The 17003-nt window shown below is 61.1% G+C and carries 17 protein-coding genes; 13 read left to right on the top strand and 4 right to left on the bottom strand.

Annotated elements, in window-relative coordinates; translation table 11 throughout:
• The first annotated feature begins 116 nt into the window (after window positions 1-116).
• Genes F8N49_RS02910 through F8N49_RS02900 form a run of 3 tightly spaced genes read left to right on the top strand, consistent with a single transcriptional unit; the run spans window position 117 to window position 3624 of the window.
• The gene (locus F8N49_RS02910) at window positions 117-1271 is read left to right on the top strand and encodes a Gfo/Idh/MocA family protein (protein ID WP_151550751.1); all 1155 of its coding nucleotides are present in this window, start codon (window positions 117-119) and stop codon (window positions 1269-1271) included.
• On the top strand, window positions 1261-2343 hold the full coding sequence (locus tag F8N49_RS02905; protein ID WP_151550750.1) for a sugar phosphate isomerase/epimerase: 1083 nt from the start codon (window positions 1261-1263) through the stop codon (window positions 2341-2343). Before F8N49_RS02910 ends, F8N49_RS02905 begins: the two co-directional genes overlap by 11 nt.
• A 42-nt stretch (window positions 2344-2385) precedes the next feature.
• A complete protein-coding gene (locus tag F8N49_RS02900) occupies window positions 2386-3624 on the top strand; it encodes a nucleoside permease (RefSeq protein ID WP_122708242.1) in 1239 nt (412 codons plus the stop codon).
• Between the two features lie 79 nt (window positions 3625-3703).
• On the opposite strand, the gene F8N49_RS02895 is transcribed toward F8N49_RS02900, so the two are convergent.
• Window positions 3704-4000: a hypothetical protein gene (locus F8N49_RS02895; RefSeq protein ID WP_024012526.1), complete on the bottom strand. Its 297-nt coding sequence runs from the start codon at window positions 3998-4000 to the stop codon at window positions 3704-3706.
• Between the two features lie 1030 nt (window positions 4001-5030).
• Between F8N49_RS02895 and F8N49_RS02890 the strand changes: the two genes are divergently transcribed.
• Window positions 5031-5867 (top strand): AraC family transcriptional regulator, encoded by an 837-nt coding sequence (locus F8N49_RS02890; protein ID WP_016774246.1) that lies wholly within the window; start codon window positions 5031-5033, stop codon window positions 5865-5867.
• A gap of 54 nt (window positions 5868-5921) precedes the next feature.
• The gene (locus tag F8N49_RS02885; protein ID WP_151550749.1) at window positions 5922-6518 is read left to right on the top strand and encodes a LysE family translocator; all 597 of its coding nucleotides are present in this window, start codon (window positions 5922-5924) and stop codon (window positions 6516-6518) included.
• Here F8N49_RS02885 and F8N49_RS02880 read toward each other — a convergent pair.
• Window positions 6515-7285 (bottom strand): AraC family transcriptional regulator, encoded by a 771-nt coding sequence (locus F8N49_RS02880; RefSeq protein WP_071171877.1) that lies wholly within the window; start codon window positions 7283-7285, stop codon window positions 6515-6517. The two genes, F8N49_RS02885 and F8N49_RS02880, sit on opposite strands and share 4 nt — an antisense overlap.
• Before the next feature lie 220 nt (window positions 7286-7505).
• On the opposite strand from F8N49_RS02880, the gene F8N49_RS02875 reads away from it, so the two are divergent.
• The 5 genes from F8N49_RS02875 to F8N49_RS02855 all read left to right on the top strand — a co-directional run bounded on the left by F8N49_RS02875 (window position 7506) and on the right by F8N49_RS02855 (window position 13981).
• On the top strand, window positions 7506-9131 hold the full coding sequence (locus F8N49_RS02875; protein ID WP_151550748.1) for an APC family permease: 1626 nt from the start codon (window positions 7506-7508) through the stop codon (window positions 9129-9131).
• 22 nt (window positions 9132-9153) lie between these two features.
• Complete coding sequence (locus F8N49_RS02870) at window positions 9154-10080, top strand: 4-hydroxyproline epimerase (protein ID WP_151550747.1); 927 nt, start codon at window positions 9154-9156, stop codon at window positions 10078-10080.
• A 54-nt stretch (window positions 10081-10134) separates the two neighbouring features.
• Entirely contained in the window at window positions 10135-11082 is a 948-nt protein-coding gene (locus tag F8N49_RS02865) for a dihydrodipicolinate synthase family protein (protein WP_151550746.1), read from the top strand.
• A gap of 63 nt (window positions 11083-11145) precedes the next feature.
• Window positions 11146-12738, top strand: coding sequence for an aldehyde dehydrogenase (NADP(+)) (locus F8N49_RS02860; protein WP_151550745.1), 1593 nt, complete (start codon window positions 11146-11148; stop codon window positions 12736-12738).
• A complete protein-coding gene (locus F8N49_RS02855; protein WP_151550744.1) occupies window positions 12728-13981 on the top strand; it encodes an FAD-binding oxidoreductase in 1254 nt (417 codons plus the stop codon). Before F8N49_RS02860 ends, F8N49_RS02855 begins: the two co-directional genes overlap by 11 nt.
• Here the strand turns inward: F8N49_RS02855 and F8N49_RS02850 are convergent.
• The gene (locus F8N49_RS02850; RefSeq protein WP_051600414.1) at window positions 13978-14187 is read right to left on the bottom strand and encodes a DUF2945 domain-containing protein; all 210 of its coding nucleotides are present in this window, start codon (window positions 14185-14187) and stop codon (window positions 13978-13980) included. The genes F8N49_RS02855 and F8N49_RS02850 overlap by 4 nt on opposite strands.
• A gap of 164 nt (window positions 14188-14351) precedes the next feature.
• On the opposite strand from F8N49_RS02850, the gene F8N49_RS02845 reads away from it, so the two are divergent.
• The 3 genes from F8N49_RS02845 (at window position 14352) to F8N49_RS02835 (ending at window position 16597) form a co-directional block, all read left to right on the top strand.
• Window positions 14352-14579 (top strand): hypothetical protein, encoded by a 228-nt coding sequence (locus tag F8N49_RS02845; RefSeq protein WP_151550743.1) that lies wholly within the window; start codon window positions 14352-14354, stop codon window positions 14577-14579.
• Window positions 14580-14721: 142 nt separating this feature from the next.
• On the top strand, window positions 14722-15771 hold the full coding sequence (locus F8N49_RS02840; RefSeq protein WP_071171871.1) for an NAD(P)-dependent alcohol dehydrogenase: 1050 nt from the start codon (window positions 14722-14724) through the stop codon (window positions 15769-15771).
• 127 nt (window positions 15772-15898) lie between these two features.
• A complete protein-coding gene (locus F8N49_RS02835) occupies window positions 15899-16597 on the top strand; it encodes a tRNA (adenine(22)-N(1))-methyltransferase TrmK (RefSeq protein ID WP_306106527.1) in 699 nt (232 codons plus the stop codon).
• 191 nt (window positions 16598-16788) lie between these two features.
• On the opposite strand, the gene F8N49_RS02830 is transcribed toward F8N49_RS02835, so the two are convergent.
• On the bottom strand, window positions 16789-17003 hold a 215-nt coding region (locus F8N49_RS02830), incomplete at its 5' end, for a hypothetical protein (RefSeq protein ID WP_151550742.1).

The following is a 17003-nucleotide window of genomic DNA, read 5'->3' as shown; positions in this document are numbered from 1 at the left end:
TGACACCCGGCTATTTCACGCCTAGATTTCGCCCACGATGTAACCGGTTACATCACTCATCAACATTGCATCCAGCTACCGAGACGACTGCCATGTACGCTGCCGCAAAAATAAGAATGGGTTTTGTAGGAGGCGGTGAAGGTTCATTCATTGCCCGTGCCCACCGGCAAGCCGCCGGCCTCGACGGACGCTTCGAACTGGTCTGCGGCGCATTCAGCCGCGACCCGGAGAATAATCAGCGCACCGCTGCGTCCTTGGGTGTCGCGGCCGAGCGTTGTTACGACGACTGGCAAACCCTGCTCGCCCGCGAGGCCGCCCTGCCCGCCGAGCAGCGCATGCAACTGGTGGTCATCGTCACTCCCAATCATCTGCACGCACCGATTGCCCGTGAGGCATTGAGCGCTGGTTTTCACGTGTTCAGCGAGAAACCCGCGGCGCTGAACCTCGCCGAGGTGCAGGCGCTGCACTCGGTGGTCATCAACAGCCAGCGAATTTACGGCCTGGCGCATACCTACCTCGGTTACGCGATGGTCTGGCAGGCCCGCGAAATGGTCGCCAGCGGCGTGCTCGGGCGCGTGCGCAAAGTCCTCGTCGAGTACCCGCAAGGCTGGCTCAGCACCGATGTCGCCGGGCAAGGCAACAAGCAGGCCGGCTGGCGCGACGACCCGACGCAATCCGGGATCGGCGGCTGCATCGGCGACATCGGCACCCATGCGTTTTCCCTCGCCGAGTTCGTTGCCGGCCAGTCGATCCAGTTCATCAGCGCAATGCTCGGCTCGCATGTCGAGGGTCGGCAACTGGATGACGATGTGGCGATGCTGTTCAAAATGCGCGACGGCGCCAGTGGTGTATTGCTCGCCAGCCAGGTCTGCGCCGGTGAGGAAAACCCGCTGAAGATCCGCGTCTACGGGGACAAGGGCGGCCTGGAATGGCGCCAAGAGGATCCGGCCAGCCTGATTCATCGACCGTTGAACGAGCCGATGCGCGTTCTGCGCTCCGGGGTCGATCAGCCGTGGCTGTGTGCCGCCGCAACTCAACGCATGCGCCTGCCTGCGGGGCATCCCGAAGGTTATCTGGAAGCCATGGCCAACCTGTACGGCGATCTCGCCGAAGCGATTGTGCATGGCGCCGAGGGCCATCAGGCACCGGGCATCGAGACCGGCTTGCGCGGCATGGCCTTCATTGAAACCGCCATCGCCAATCACCTTGGCAATGAAAAGTGGAGCGAGATCCCCGGCCCACTGACAGGAGCCCAGCACAATGAACAGTGATCAGCAAAATTCGACTGGCCTGAAAGGTCCGGGGATTTTCCTCGCGCAATTCATCGCCGACGAAGCGCCTTTCGACTCCCTCGCCAACATTGCCGAGTGGGCGGCCTCGCAAGGCTACAAAGCCATCCAGGTACCGACCCTCGGCACACGGTTCATCGATTTGCAGCGCGCCGCTGAGAGCCAGGATTACTGCGACGAACTCATCGCCGTCTGCGCCCGCGCGGGTGTGGTGATCAGTGAGCTGTCGACGCACCTGCAAGGGCAATTGGTCGCGGTGCATCCGGCGTTCGACAGCCTGTTCGACGACTTCGCCCCGCCCGCGCTGCGCGGCAAACCGCAGGAGCGCACCGAGTGGGCCATTGAGCAGTTGAAACTGGCCGCCCGTGCCAGCCAGCGTCTGGGACTCACGGTCCATGCAACCTTTTCCGGTGCCCTGCTCTGGCCCTACGTCTATCCATGGCCGCAACGTCCGGCCGGTTTAGTCGAGCAAGGTTTCGCCGAACTGGGCAAGCGCTGGCTGCCGATCCTCGACTGCTTCGAAGAGGCTGGCGTTGATCTGTGCTACGAAATCCATCCCGGCGAAGACTTGCATGACGGCGCGTCGTTCGAACAGTTTCTCGAAGCGGTGAATCATCACCCCCGCGCCGCAATTCTGTATGACCCGAGCCACCTGCTGCTGCAGCAAATGGATTACCTCGGCTTCATCGATCGCTATCACCAACGCATCCGCATGTTTCACGTCAAGGATGCCGAGTTCCGCCCTGATGCGCGCTCCGGCGTCTACGGCGGGTATCAGGGTTGGGTCGAGCGTCCCGGGCGCTTTCGCTCGCTGGGCGACGGCCAGATCGATTTCAAATCGATCTTCAGCAAATTGTGCCAATACGACTTCAACGGCTGGGCCGTGCTGGAGTGGGAGTGCTGCCTGAAAGACTCCGCACAGGGCGCTGCGCAAGGCGCGGCGTTCATCGAGCGACACATGATCCGCAAGACCGCCAAGGCCTTCGACGATTTCGCCGGGGTCAGCGCCGATGCCGCTTCCAACCGGCGCCTGCTCGGCCTGACTGACGATTGATTCATCCGCGTTACCGACATAAAAACAATACGGTGATCTGAAATGAACGTAATGAATGCGCGACTCAGCGTGATGATGTTTTTGCAGTTCTTTATCTGGGGCGGCTGGTTCGTCACCCTCGGCACTTTTCTGGCGACAACGCTGGCTGCCAGCGGCGGCCAGGTCGGCATGGCCTTCGCCACGCAATCCTGGGGCGCGATTCTGGCGCCGTTTGTCATTGGCTTGATTGCCGACCGTTTCTTCAACGCCGAACGCATTCTGGCAGTGCTGCATCTGCTTGGCGCAGTGTTGCTCTATCAGCTCTATCGCGCGGCAGACTTCAGCGCGTTTTATCCCTATGTGCTCGCCTACATGATGGTCTACATGCCGACATTGGCACTGGTGAACGCCGTGGCGTTCCGCCAGATCAAAGACCCGGCGCTGGAGTTCTCGCGCATACGCGTGTGGGGCACGGTGGGCTGGATCGTCGCCGGCGTGGTGATCAGCTTCGTGTTCGCCTGGGACTCGCAGCAAAGCATCGCGGCCGGAGGCTTGCGCAATACGTTCCTGATGTCCGCCGTCGCATCGCTGCTGTTGGGGCTTTACAGCTTCAGTCTGCCGAGTACTGCGCCGATGAAAAGTGCAGCGGGCTCATCAAGCCTCAAGCAGATGCTCGGGGTCGATGCCTTGGGTTTGCTCAAGGATCGCAGCTATCTGGTGTTCTTCCTCGCCTCGATCCTGATCTGCATTCCGCTGGCCTTCTATTACCAGAATGCCAATCCGTTTCTGGCCGAGATAGGCGTGACCAACCCGACAGCGAAGATGGCCATCGGTCAGGTGTCGGAAGTGCTGTTCATGTTGCTGTTGCCGCTGTTCATCCATCGCTTCGGCATCAAGATCGCCCTGCTGGTCGGCATGGCTGCCTGGGCGTTGCGCTACGTGCTGTTTGCGTTCGGCAATAACGACGATCAGGCATTCATGCTGCTGATCGGCATTGCCCTGCACGGTGTGTGCTATGACTTCTTCTTCGTGTCCGGGCAAATCTACACCGATGCCAAGGCACCGGAACGCTTCCGCAGCTCGGCGCAAGGTTTGATCACCTTGGCTACGTACGGATTGGGCATGTTGATTGGTTTCTGGATCGCGGGACGGATTACCGACCACTTCACATCAAGCGCAGGGCATGACTGGAGAAGCATCTGGCTGTTCCCCGCCGGTTTTTCCGTGGCGGTATTGCTGTGTTTCTGGGCGACATTCAAGAGCCGCGATCGCGACAAGGCCGTGCTGCCGAGTGCGGTTTAGAGCAGAGTTGTAAAGCGTGGATAGAGCGAATGCCGCCTGTGGTTGAGGCGGCATTCGTTATCGATGCTCATGGTTGCGCTCAAGCGGTGCGACGTTCGAGCAGACGGTCAGCGCCGCCTTCGGCGACCCGATTGCCTTGCAGATGATCGGAGCCATCAGAGGCTACTGCATCGCTGAACAGCGGGTCGGTTTCGGTCGCAGCGACTGCATCGCTGAACAGTGGATCGGTTTCGGTTGCGGCTACTGCATCGCTGAACAAGCGGTCCGTTTGAGTGGAGGCGACCGCGTCGCTGAACAGTGGGTCGGTTTCGGTGGCGGCGAAGGCATTCAGTGCAAAAACCGAGAAAGCGATACCGAGAATAGTCTGGCGTTTCATGATGATTTGCTCCGAGTTGCAGTGGTTGGGTATGGAGCCGATCTTACGCCGCACCGTGGATATGAGAACTTCATTGACTTAATGGTTATTATTGACGCAATCAATGGCTGATCGAGCATGAGCCGCTATTGGATCGATCTTCATGCTGTGGCTTACGTCATTAAGCGAAACGCCCTACAAAGTCGAAAGCATAAAACCGAAAATCCCGTTTTTGACAGTTTTTTGCGCACAAAAAAAGACCCGCATCAGTCGAAACCGAAACGGGTCTTTCCCCACTTAGACGACCTTATTTCAAGGCGTCAAAGTGATCTCGCAGGAACTCGTAAAAGCGTAAGGCTTTCAACAATCTCCATACAAGGCTCAGCGTACGCAGCAAAAGCTTCATACGTTTTGGCCTCCAGGGCTGGCGGCCAAACCTCCAGCAAACTTACCGGACCATGCGTGCCTTCAGCCTACATGTTGGTGTAGCTAGTGAGGCGGCCGGTTGAAATCCCTCCGAGACATCATTCCGGCGCGGGTGCGAATCCGCGTCAGAGGGCGTGAAACCTTTTGCGCCCCCAGCCAAACCTCACAGCTCTACCAACAAGATGAGCGCAGGCATCTTAACGCAGAAATCAGAAGAGAAAACCCGAGTAGCCAAGGTTATTCTGCGGCTACGCCTGAACCTTTGTAAAACCGTATTTCTGACAATGTTTATTGACAGACCTGAATTCAGTTACATGCGTTGGACGTTCCGAAAAAACCTCGCACATCACGCTAAACCTTCGTTGCACTGACGGGATAAACTCAATACCATGCGCGGACATGTTGGTGTGGCTAGTGAAGCACATGGCCTCGGCTCCAAACCGAGGATTGAAAAACCGCCCCGCGAAGGCGGTTTTTTTTCGTCTGCGTTTTGTGGTCCCACCCCATCCAGGACACATTGCCTGACTCGATCCCCCTGCGCACCTGCACAAATCTTCTAAACACTCTTCTCCCCCACGCGGTATTTTAAAAACGCCCAAGCTCAACCGCCCTATGGAGTCCTCCCATGGACAAACGCAACTGGATCTCTCTCTCCCAGGATGTCGATACCGGGATCGAGTCGATTCGTGCGCATTTCCGAGGGCATGCCTACGATCCGCACTGGCATGACAGCTTTCTCGTCGGCGTTACCGAGCAAGGCGTCCAGCAATTCAACTGTCGCCGGGTGCGTCATCGCAGTACGCCGGGGCATGTGTTTCTGCTTGAGCCGGGTGAAATCCACGATGGCCACGCGCCGACCGAGGATGGCTTTACCTATTCGATGCTGTATCTGGATCCGCACTGGCTGGAGCGTGAACTGCACGCGCTGTTCGAAGAGGCACCGGCCGACAGTCAGCCAGGCTTTGCCGACACCCTGAGCCACGATCCGCGCCTGTCGACTGCGATCGTGCAAGCCTTCCACGCGTTACATGACGGCGATCTGCGCATCGTCCGGCAGACTGCGCTGGATGGCCTGCTGGCGTCCCTCACCCGCCACCTCGACTGGCGCAAGCGTCAGGACTTCGATCCGCGCCTGCCACTGGTTGCGCAGGTTGCGCGCGACTATCTGCATGCCCACACCTACGAAGACATCGGCCTCGACGACCTAGCGCAAGCCTGTGGCGTTGATCGTTTTCGCCTGACCCGCGCGTTCAAGGCCGCTTTCGGTCTGGCACCCCACGCCTACCTGATCCAACTGCGACTGGCCAAGGCGCGGCAATTGCTCGCGCGCGGCGAGACGCCAGCGCAGGTGGCCAGCGTGCTTGGTTTTGCCGATCAGAGTCATCTGGGGCGCTGGTTCCGCCGCGCCTATCAATTGACCCCGGCGGACTACCGCAGACGCTGCTCAAATCTTCCAGACTGAGGCCCGCCCGCTGACGATCATGGTGTCCTGTTTCGACTTTCAGGAATTTGCACCATGGCTTCTTTACTGCCCTTTCTGCTGTTTGCTTTCGTCGCCTCGATCACGCCGGGGCCGACCAATATTCTGGTGCTGAGCCACAGTTCGCGGCGCGGATTGATTGCCACGTTGCCGATCATTTTCGGCGCCTGTGCGGCGGCGGCGCTGATTGTGCTGGTGGTCGGGCTCGGCGCTGGCGAAACCCTGTTGCGCTTTCCGCGCGTGCAGCAAGCCATGGCTTGGGCTGGTGTGCTCTGGTTGAGCTGGCTGGCGTGGCAGATCTTTCGCAGCCCGCCGCCATCGCTGGACCCGAATGCCGCCCAGGAACAAGGCTTGAGCGTATTCGGCGCGGCGCTGCTGCAACTGGTCAATCCGAAGGTGTGGATGATGGCTGTGGCGGTGGTCAGCGTATTCGTTGGCGGCGGCGACAAGACCCTGCGCCTGCTGGTGTTGTCGCTGGCATTTCTGCTGGTGTCGCTGCCGTGCATGACGCTCTGGGCGCTGCTTGGCGTCGGCAGCACGCGGTTGCTCAGCTCACCGCAAGCGTTCAAGCGCATGAACGCGGCACTGGCCCTTCTTCTGCTGCTCTCGGCCTGGCTGGCCGTGTTGATCTAATGCCCGGTGGCTTGCCGGTATTCGCGTGGTGTAAACCCGGTCGAGGCCTTGAACTGACGGGTGAAAGCGCTGTGATCGGTGTAGCCGCATTGCAGCGCAACCTCGGTAATCGGCAAGTCGCTGTGCAGCAATCGATGCGCGTGTTCCAGGCGGACTTTCTGAATCATCTGCCGTGGTGTCAGGTGGAAAACGCGTTTGCAGTAGCGTTCCAGTTGCGCCACGGAAATCCCGGCGATCCGCGTCAGTTCACCCAGCGTCACCCGCCGGTTGAAGTTGCCGCGGATGTATTCATCGACCGCCGCCAGGCGCTCGAACGCCGGGTGGGTTTCGCTGGCTGACTGCAGATCCACCGAGATCCCCACCAGGCCGATGATCGTCCCGTCACGGTTGTAGATCGGCCGCTTGTGGGTCAGGCACCAGCCCGGTTCGCGACTGCCATACAGGTGCAGTTCGAGCTGATCCTCCAACACGAAACCTTCCTCCAGCACCTTGCGATCCTGCTCGGTGTAACCCGGGCCCAACTGCGCCGGGAAAACCTGCGCACTGGTTTTGCCGAGCAATGGGCGCAGGTCTTTCAAGCCACAACGCTGCACCAGCGTGCGGTTGGCCAGCACATAGCGCGCTTGCAGATCCTTGATGAAGATCGCCGCATTCGGGATCACATCGAGTATCGGCAACAGCTGCGCGGCACCCGCGACCATCGCTTCGAGGGTCTGCGGACGCAGGCCGTCAGTGCCTTGGCACAGGATCGAAAACCCAGGCTGCATGAAAAATCTCCTTTGCGATGAAGCGCCAGAAACGCCGTCCGCGAGCAGAGTGCAGCAACGTCGCGGCCCTGTCGAGGCCGCGCATTCATCGGCGCCATTGTGCTGAATTCGTCATCGATCCCGGCATAAAACATCAATCGCCGCCACTGCCGAGCGGTGCAAAGTCTGCTCGTCCCCGTGACACAACTGCCTATCCAATAACTCACAAGAAGGCGATGCCATGTCAGGCCAAGGCAAGTTCAAAAAACAGCTTTCATTGATCGACCTCACCTTTATCGGACTCGGCGCGATCTTCGGCTCCGGCTGGTTGTTCGCCGCCAGCCATGTCTCGGCGATTGCCGGTCCGGCGGGGATTTTTTCCTGGTTGCTGGGCGGTTTCGCCGTGTTGCTGCTGGGCATCGTCTACTGCGAACTGGGCGCGGCATTGCCCCGTGCCGGCGGTGTGGTGCGCTACCCGGTTTATTCCCACGGCCCGCTGCTCGGCTACCTGATGGGCTTCATTACGCTGATTGCGTTTTCCAGTCTGGTAGCGATCGAAGTGGTCGCCTCGCGCCAATACGCGGCGGCGTGGTTTCCCGGCCTGACCAAGGCTGGCAGTGGCGATCCGACGATCCTCGGCTGGTTGGTGCAGTTCGGCCTGCTCTGCGTGTTTTTCCTGCTCAACTACCGCAGCGTGAAGACCTTCGCCAAGGCCAACAATCTGGTCAGCGTGTTCAAATTCATCGTGCCGTTGCTGGTGATCGGCGTGCTGTTCACCTTTTTCAAACCGGAGAACTTTCAGGTTCAGGGATTCGCCCCGTTCGGCTTGTCGGGCGTCGAGATGGCGGTCTCTGCCGGGGGGATCATCTTTGCCTACCTGGGCCTGACGCCGATCATTTCCGTGGCCAGCGAAGTGAAAAATCCACAGCGCACCATTCCCATCGCGCTGATTCTCTCGGTGCTGCTGTCGACTCTGATCTACGTGCTGCTGCAAATGGCCTTTCTCGGCAGCATCCCGACTGAGATGCTCGCCAACGGCTGGGCCGGTATCAGCAAGGAATTCGCCCTGCCCTATCGCGACATCGCCCTGGCGCTCGGTGTCGGCTGGCTGGCGTATCTGGTGGTCGCCGATGCGGTGATCTCGCCGAGCGGCTGCGGCAACATCTACATGAACGCCACCCCGCGAGTGATCTACGGCTGGGCGCAGACCGGCACTTTCTTCAAGGTCTTCACCCACATCGATGAAAAGTCCGGCATCCCGCGTCCGGCGCTGTGGCTGACTTTCGCCCTGTCGGTGTTCTGGACCCTGCCATTCCCGTCGTGGGAAGCGCTGATCAACGTGGTCTCCGCCGCGCTGGTGTTGAGCTATGCGGTGGCGCCTGTATCGGTTGCGGCGCTGCGGCGCAATGCGCCGGACATGCCGCGCCCGTTCCGGGTCAAGAGCATGGGCCTGCTCGGGCCGGTATCGTTCATCATCGCCGCGCTGATCGTCTACTGGTCGGGCTGGAACACCGTGTCGTGGCTGCTCGGCCTGCAAATCCTGATGTTTGTCATCTATCTGTTCTGCGGTCGCTTTGTGCCCACCGCCCATCTGAGTCTGGCGCGTCAGGTGCGCTCATCCGCGTGGCTGATCGCCTTCTACGCGGTGACTATCGTGCTGTCGAAACTCGGCACCTTCGGTGGCCTGGGCATCCTCGCTCATCCGTTCGACACCCTTGTCGTCGCCGCTTGCGCCACCGGTATTTACTACTGGGGCGCAGCGACCGGCGTGCCTGCCCATCTGCTGCGCCTGGACGACGAGGACGAAGAAAGCGACAGCCCTGCGCCCTCGTCCACCGTCACCGCCCGCCCTGCCGGCGCCTACTGAAATCATCCAACGGGATCTCTTCATGAAACGAGTACACGTCATTGATTCCCACACCGGCGGCGAGCCGACGCGACTGGTGATGAGCGGCTTCCCCGAGCTGTCCGGCAACAGCATGGTCGAGAAACGCGACGCCCTGCGCAGCCAGCACGATCAGTGGCGCCGCGCCTGTCTGCTCGAGCCACGCGGCAACAATGTGCTGGTCGGCGCGCTCTATTGCCAACCGGTGTCGCCTGATGCCACCTGCGGGGTGATCTTCTTCAACAACGCCGGATACCTGGGCATGTGCGGCCACGGCACCATCGGCCTGATCAATTCGTTGCAGCATCTGGGAAAGATCCAGCCGGGCGTGCACAAGATCGACACACCGGTGGGGCAAGTCAGCGCGACTTTGCATGACGATGGCTCGGTCACCCTGGGCAACGTGCCCGCTTACCGCTATCGCAAACAGGTACCGGTGGAGGTGCCGGGTTATGGCCGCGTGGTCGGCGATATCGCCTATGGCGGCAACTGGTTTTATCTGGTCTCCGAGCATGGCCAGAGGTTAACGATGGACAACGTCGAACACCTGACTGCGTACACCTGGGCGATGCTCAAGGCGCTGGAAGACCAAGGCATTTGTGGCGAAGACGGCGCGGTCATCGACCACATCGAACTGTTCGCCGATGACGATCAGGCTGACAGCCGCAACTTCGTCATGTGCCCCGGCAAAGCCTATGACCGCTCACCATGCGGCACCGGCACCAGTGCCAAACTTGCCTGCCTGGCCGCTGACGACAAGCTGCAAGCGGGCGCGCCGTGGATCCAGGCGAGCATTACCGGCAGCCAGTTCGAAGGGCGCTTCGAATGGGAAGGTGAACGCATTCGCCCGTTCATCACCGGCCGCGCCTACATGACCGCCGACAGCACCTTGCTGATCGACGAAACCGACCCGTTCGCGTGGGGCATCTGAGCCGCCACGCCGATTTTTCACTTCGAATCAAACGAAATGCCAAGGAGTTGAACCATGAGCGACAACATCTTCACTGGTTGCATGCCGGCCCTGATGACCCCATGCACCGCCCAGCGCAAACCGGACTTCGATGCGCTGGTGACCAAGGGACGCGAGCTGATCGATGTCGGCATGAGCGCCGTGGTCTACTGCGGCTCGATGGGCGACTGGCCGCTGCTGACTGAAGCCGAGCGTCAGGAAGGCGTGGCGCGGCTGGTCGCTGCCGGGGTGCCGACCATCGTCGGCACTGGCGCGGTGAACACCCGAGAAGCGGTTTCCCACGCAGCGCATGCGGCGAAAGTCGGCGCGCAAGGCTTGATGGTCATTCCGCGCGTGCTGTCCCGTGGCGCTTCGGCGACGGCGCAAAAGGCCCACTTCGCCGCGATCCTGCAAGCCGCACCGAACTTGCCGGCGGTGATTTACAACAGCCCTTACTACGGCTTCGCCACCCGCGCCGATCTGTTTTTCGAACTGCGTCGCGAATACCCGAACCTGATCGGCTTCAAGGAATTTGGTGGGGGCGCAGACCTGCGCTACGCGGCCGAGAACATCACCTCCAAGGACGAGGACGTGACGCTGATGGTCGGCGTCGACACGCAAGTGGTGCACGGCTTCGTCAACTGCAACGCCACCGGCGCCATTACCGGCATCGGCAACGCCCTGCCCCGCGAAGTGCTGCAACTGGTGGCGCTGAGCAAGCAGGCCGCGCAAGGCGATGCCAAGGCCCGGCGCCAGGCGCGGGAACTGGAGTCGGCGCTGGCCGTGCTGTCATCGTTCGACGAAGGTTGCGATCTGGTGCTGTATTACAAGCATCTGATGGTGCTCAACGGCGACAAGGAATACACCCTGCACTTCAACGAAAGCGACGTGCTGAGCGACTCGCAACGGCGCTATGCCGAGAAGCAGTATTCGCTGTTCCGTCACTGGTACGAAAACTGGTCCGCCGAGCAGAACTTCGCCTGACCGCCACCTGCCGCGAGTCATCACGATTCGCGGCAGGCCTCGCTCATTTCACAGGAAGACACCATGACTCTGACGGGCAACATGCTGATCGGCCAACAATCCGTGGCGGGCCATCGTCCGGCCTTTCGCGGGATTGATCCGACGACCAACCAGGCACTTGAACCGCAGTACGCCGGAGCGTCAGCCGAACAGGTGGAACAGGCCTGCGCCCTGGCCTGGGCGGCGCAAGATGCGTATCGCGAAACCAGCCTGAGCGCCCGTGCGGCATTTCTCGAAAGCATTGCCGAACACATCGAAAACCTTGGCGATGAACTGATCGAACGCGCCCACGCCGAAACCGGTCTGCCGCCTGCACGCCTCCAGGGCGAGCGTGGCCGCACCTGCTCGCAATTGCGCCTGTTCGCCCGTACGGTGCGCGCGGGTGAATGGCTGGATGTGCGCGTCGACAGTGCGCAACCGCAACGCCAGCCACTGCCGCGCTCCGACCTGCGCCAGCGGCAGATTGCCCTGGGGCCGGTCGCGGTGTTTGGTGCGAGCAACTTTCCCCTGGCATTTTCCGTGGCCGGTGGCGACACCGCTGCGGCATTGGCGGCTGGTTGCCCGGTGATCGTCAAGGCGCACAGCGCGCATCCCGGCACCAGCGAACTGGTCGGCCGCGCAGTCGCGCAAGCGGTCAAGGCCTGCGCTCTGCCCGAGGGCGTGTTTTCCTTGTTGTTCGATTCTGGCTACGAAGTCGGCATCGCATTGGTCAGCGACTGGCGCATCAAAGCCGCTGGTTTCACCGGCTCGCGCACTGGCGGTCTGGCCTTGATGAAAGTTGCGCAAGCGCGACCCGAGCCGATCCCGGTGTATGCGGAAATGAGCTCGATCAACCCGGTTTTGCTGTTTCCCGCCGCGCTGGAAAATCGCGCGCAGGCGTTGGCCGAAGGGTTTGTCGCGTCGCTGACACTGGGCGCCGGGCAGTTCTGCACCAACCCGGGATTGCTGATTGCCCGCAAAGGCCCGGCGCTCGACGGGTTCCTCAGCGCGGTGGCTGAACTGATCCCGCGCAGTGCGGCGCAAACCATGCTCACGCCCGGCATCTTCGGCGCCTGTCAAACAGGCGTGACGGCTCTGCAAGACAATCCCCGTGCGAGTGCGGTAGCGGTTGGCCAAGACGGCGGCGGCCCGAATCAGTGTCAGACGCATGTCTTCAGCACCGATGCAGCGAATTTTCTCGCCGATCAGCGTTTGCAGGCTGAGGTCTTCGGCGCGACAGCGCTGATCGTGCAATGCAGCAGTGACGAAGAAATCCGTCAGGTCTGCGCACATCTGGAAGGCCAACTGACCGCGACCCTGCACATGGATGACGCCGACCTTGCACTGGCGCGCACGTTGTTGCCAACCCTCGAGCGCAAGGCCGGGCGCTTGCTGGTCAACGGCTGGCCGACCGGCGTGGAAGTCTGCGATGCGATGGTCCATGGCGGGCCTTACCCGGCGTCCTCGGATGCGCGCAGCACCTCGGTGGGCACTGCGGCGATCCTGCGTTTCCTGCGGCCGGTGTGCTATCAGGATTTCCCCGACAGTCTGCTGCCAACGGCGCTGCAACAGACCAATCCGCTAAACCTTCGGCGCTTGCTCGATGGCCAACGGGAAGCGACACACCATGGCGAATAACCCTTCGCACGACATCGCGGTGGTCGGCGCGGGGATCATCGGCGTCGCTTGCGCACTGCGCCTGGCGCGTCAGGGTTTGCGCGTGGTGGTCATCGATCAGCAGGAACAGGGGCACGGCGCTTCGTTCGGCAATGCCGGGCATCTGGCCACCGAGCAGGTGTTTCCGATTGCTGATGTTTCGATCCTCAAGCGTTTGCCGGCCATGCTGATGGACCCGATGGGGCCGCTGCGTCTGGACTGGAAATACCTGCCGCGCGCCCTGCCGTGGTTCACCCGCTTGTTGCTGAATCTGCGGCCTGAGCCTTTTCAGAAAACCGTCGCCGGCTTGCGCGCGCTCAATGAAAGCAGCCTGGATGCGTGGCAGCGCTTGCTCAGCGATATCCAGCGCCCGGATCTGCTCAAGGTTGACGGCTCGTTACTGGTCTTCGAAAAACCTGAATCGCGGCAATTGCTCGAAGCCTTGCAGGCACGCCTGCATCAGCAGCAGGTGCCGGTGGATTACTGGCAGGCCGGGGCGATCCGCGAAACGGCGCCACAGCTCAGCGAACAGATTCAGGGCGGACTGTTTTTCCCGCGAACCGGGCATTTCCTTGATCCCTATCGGGTGGTCTGCGCACTGGTCGAAGCGGCTCGCAGCAGCGGCGTGAGTTTTCTCCAGCAGCAGGTTCAGGGCGGCTACGTGCAGGAGAACGGTGTTTTATTAGTGACCGGTAATGGCGGGGTAACGGCCAGACGCGTGTTACTGGCCTGCGGTGCGCATTCGGCGAAACTGACTGCCGCGCTGACTGGCAAGCAGGTACCGTTGGACACCGAACGTGGCTATCACCTGATGCTGCCGCACGAGCATGGTCGCCTGCCCTTCCCCGTCACCTCGCTGGAACGCAAGTTCATCATGACGCCGATGCGCGAAGGCCTGCGCCTGGCCGGCACGGTCGAATTCGCCGGGCTGGAGCGGCCGGCGAACATGGCGCGCGCCTGGCAGTTGCAGCGTCTGAGCCAAGGCCTGTTTCGCAAGGATCTGAACGCTAATGGCGCGACACCGTGGATGGGCTTTCGCCCGTCGCTGCCGGATTCCCTGCCGGTGATCGATCAGGTTTGCGACGGCAAGGTCTTGCTTGCCTTCGGTCATCAGCATCTAGGCCTGACTCAAGCGGCGCTGACGGCGGAATTGATCGGGCAGATGGTCTCAGGCGCGGCTCTCGCGCTGCCGAGTGTCGACGCCTACCGACTGGCACGTTTCTAAGCGTGCTTCAGCGCGTCGCCGTGATGCATGGCCAGGTGGCCGGTCTTGTCGCTCTTGACCTCGTATTGCGGCGCGTCTTTCGAGGCTGGCCGGTGGCGGCCCATGAACTCGGTGTCGCGGGTGTGCACCTTGACCACTTTGCCGTGAATCTCGCCGGCCTCGGAATTCCAGCGCACCGCATCGCCGACTTTGAATGAACTGCTCATCATTGCCTCCTCGCCTCTGGCTGTTGGTTTATGGAGCCGCGCGCGTCGGAGAAATTCCGCTTTTTTGCGAGGCGACCGAAGGCAGGCAAAAAAATCGAACGGCGAAAATCGCCTGCACCTCCAACCTGCACAAGCCGTAGAAAACGGCCATGACGAGGTGTGAGATGAATAACGATCAAGGCAAGCAAGGTGACGATCCGCTCCCAACCACGCCCGACCCGCTGAGTCCGGGGCGTACCGAGGTCGATCCGATGAAGGAACGCGGCATCGACGAACTGCCCGACAACGAAGGCGAAATCCCGCTGGACGATGACAGTACCGGCCTGGATCAGGAGCGTGTACGTCAGGAAACCGATAACGCCGAGATGGACGACCAGCCCAATCCGCGTTGAGCCTGAAACGGCAGCCATACGGCTGCCTTTCGGTTGCGCAATCAACAGCAGAATCAGGCAAGCATTTCACAGAAATGCACTACCTCGCGCTCCGACCCAGGCGCAACAATGGGCGTCCGACAACCCCATGGAGGATGCTCACATGCTCGTACAAGCCTACGGCGCCCACGCTGGCGACAAACCTCTTGAGCCGATGCAGATCAACCGCCGTGCCCCGGCGGCGCACGACGTGCAGATCGATATCGCTTTCTGCGGCATCTGCCATTCCGACTTGCATCAGGTGCGCGCCGAATGGGCTGGCACGCAATTCCCCTGCGTGCCCGGCCATGAAATCGTCGGCCGCGTCTCGGCGGTTGGCGATCACGTCAAAAACTACAAGGTCGGCGATCTGGTCGGTGTCGGCTGCATCGTCGACAGCTGCCAGCACTGCGATGACTGCGAATCCGGTCTGGAAAATTACTGCGACGGCATGATCGGCACCTACAATTTCCCGACCCCGGACGCACCGGGCTGGACCCTCGGCGGCTATTCGCAAAACATCGTCGTGCACGAGCGCTATGTGTTGCGCATCCGTCATCCCGAGGCGCAACTGGCAGCCGTCGCGCCGCTGCTCTGCGCCGGCATTACCACCTACTCGCCGCTGCGCCACTGGAACGCTGGCCCCGGCAAGAAAGTCGGCGTGGTCGGCATCGGTGGCCTGGGCCACATGGGCATCAAACTGGCCCACGCCATGGGCGCCCATGTCGTCGCCTTCACCACCTCCGAATCCAAGCGTGAAGCGGCCAAGGCTCTGGGGGCGGATGAAGTGGTGGTGTCGCGCAATGCCGAGGAAATGGCAGCACACACCAAGAGCTTCGACTTCATCCTCAATACCGTCGCAGCGCCGCACGATCTCGACGCCTTCCTCGTGCTGCTCAAGCGCGATGGCGCGTTGACCCTGGTCGGAGCGCCCGCATCGCCGCATCCGTCGCCGAACGTATTCAACCTGATCACCAAGCGGCGCACCATTGCCGGTTCAATGATCGGCGGCATTCCCGAGACCCAGGAGATGCTGGATTTCTGCGCCGAGCACGGCATCGTTTCCGACATCGAGTTGATCCGCGCCGACCAGATCAACGAGTCCTATGAGCGCATGCTCAAGGGCGACGTGAAATACCGCTTCGTCATCGACAACGCAACGCTCGCCGGCTAAGCGCAAGCGCCCATCGGCAGCGCAATGCTGCCGATGGTTCGAGTAATTCCATCGCGTAATTGACAGCGCCAGCGTTGCTCGCCAGAGTCGCACCCCTTTTTCCAACGCTGGGTGAACGGGGTCGCCATTGAACCAACAGACATTGTCCATGCGCCTGGAGCGCGTCGCTGCCCACGTGCCGGTCGGCGCGCGGCTGGCGGATATCGGCTCGGATCACGCCTATTTGCCGGTTGCCCTGATGCGCCGAGGCCTGATTACAGCGGCGGTGGCTGGCGAGGTCGCGCGCACGCCGTTCCACGCGGTGCAACGCACCGTCAATGACAACGATCTGCAAGGCCAGATCAGCGTGCGTCTGGCCGATGGTCTGGCGGCGATCAGGCCTGACGACGGCATCAGCGCCATCACCCTGTGCGGCATGGGCGGCGAAACTATTCGCGATATTTTCCAGAACGGCAAAGCTCACCTCAATGGCCACGAACGGCTGATCCTGCAACCCAACGGCGGCGAGCAAGCGCTGCGCCAGTGGTTGATGGATAACAGTTACCGGATCGTTTGCGAAGAAGTGCTGCACGAGAACCGCTTCGAATATGAAATCATCGTTGCCGAGCGGGCCTCTGATCCGGTGACTTACGATGCCAGGGAACTGTTTTTCGGACCGCTGCATCTGCAGGCGCGCTGCCCGGCATTTCTGCACAAATGGCAACGCAGGCTGAGTCAGCGGCAGAAGACGTTGGGGCAGTTTACGCGAGCGCAACAGGCGTTGCCGGAGGACAAAATTCTTGCGCTGAAGCAAGAGATGCAGTGGATCAGCGAATTGCTCGGGTGACTGCGCCGCCGTCTTCGCGAGCAGGCTCCCACACAGTTGACGGTGTTTCGTCAGGAGAAATGCAATTTCCTGTAGGAGCGAGCCTGCTCGCGAAAGCGGTGTGGCAAGCTACACAGCAACCAAGTTGGCCGCAGCCGTCGGAAAAACAAAAAGCCTGCTGTTAAAAGCAGGCTTTTTCGTGGGTCGTGAACTTACTTCTGCTGCGTCAGCGCCGAGTAGCTGTTCATCAGGTTGCGATAGTTGGGGATACGCTGCGACAGCAGGTTACCCAGGCCTTCAATGTCGTTGCGCCAGTCGCGGTGCAGCTCACAGGCCACCGAGAACCAGTTCATCATCTGCGCGCCAGCCTGAGTCATGCGGCTCCACGCGGCTTGCTGAACAGTGGTGTTGAAGGTGCCGGACGCAT

It is taken from the genome of Pseudomonas sp. GXM4 (assembly GCF_008923895.1).
In the GTDB taxonomy this organism is placed as follows: Bacteria; Pseudomonadota; Gammaproteobacteria; order Pseudomonadales; family Pseudomonadaceae; genus Aquipseudomonas; species Aquipseudomonas atacamensis.
This window is presented reverse-complemented; position numbering and strand designations above follow the sequence as displayed.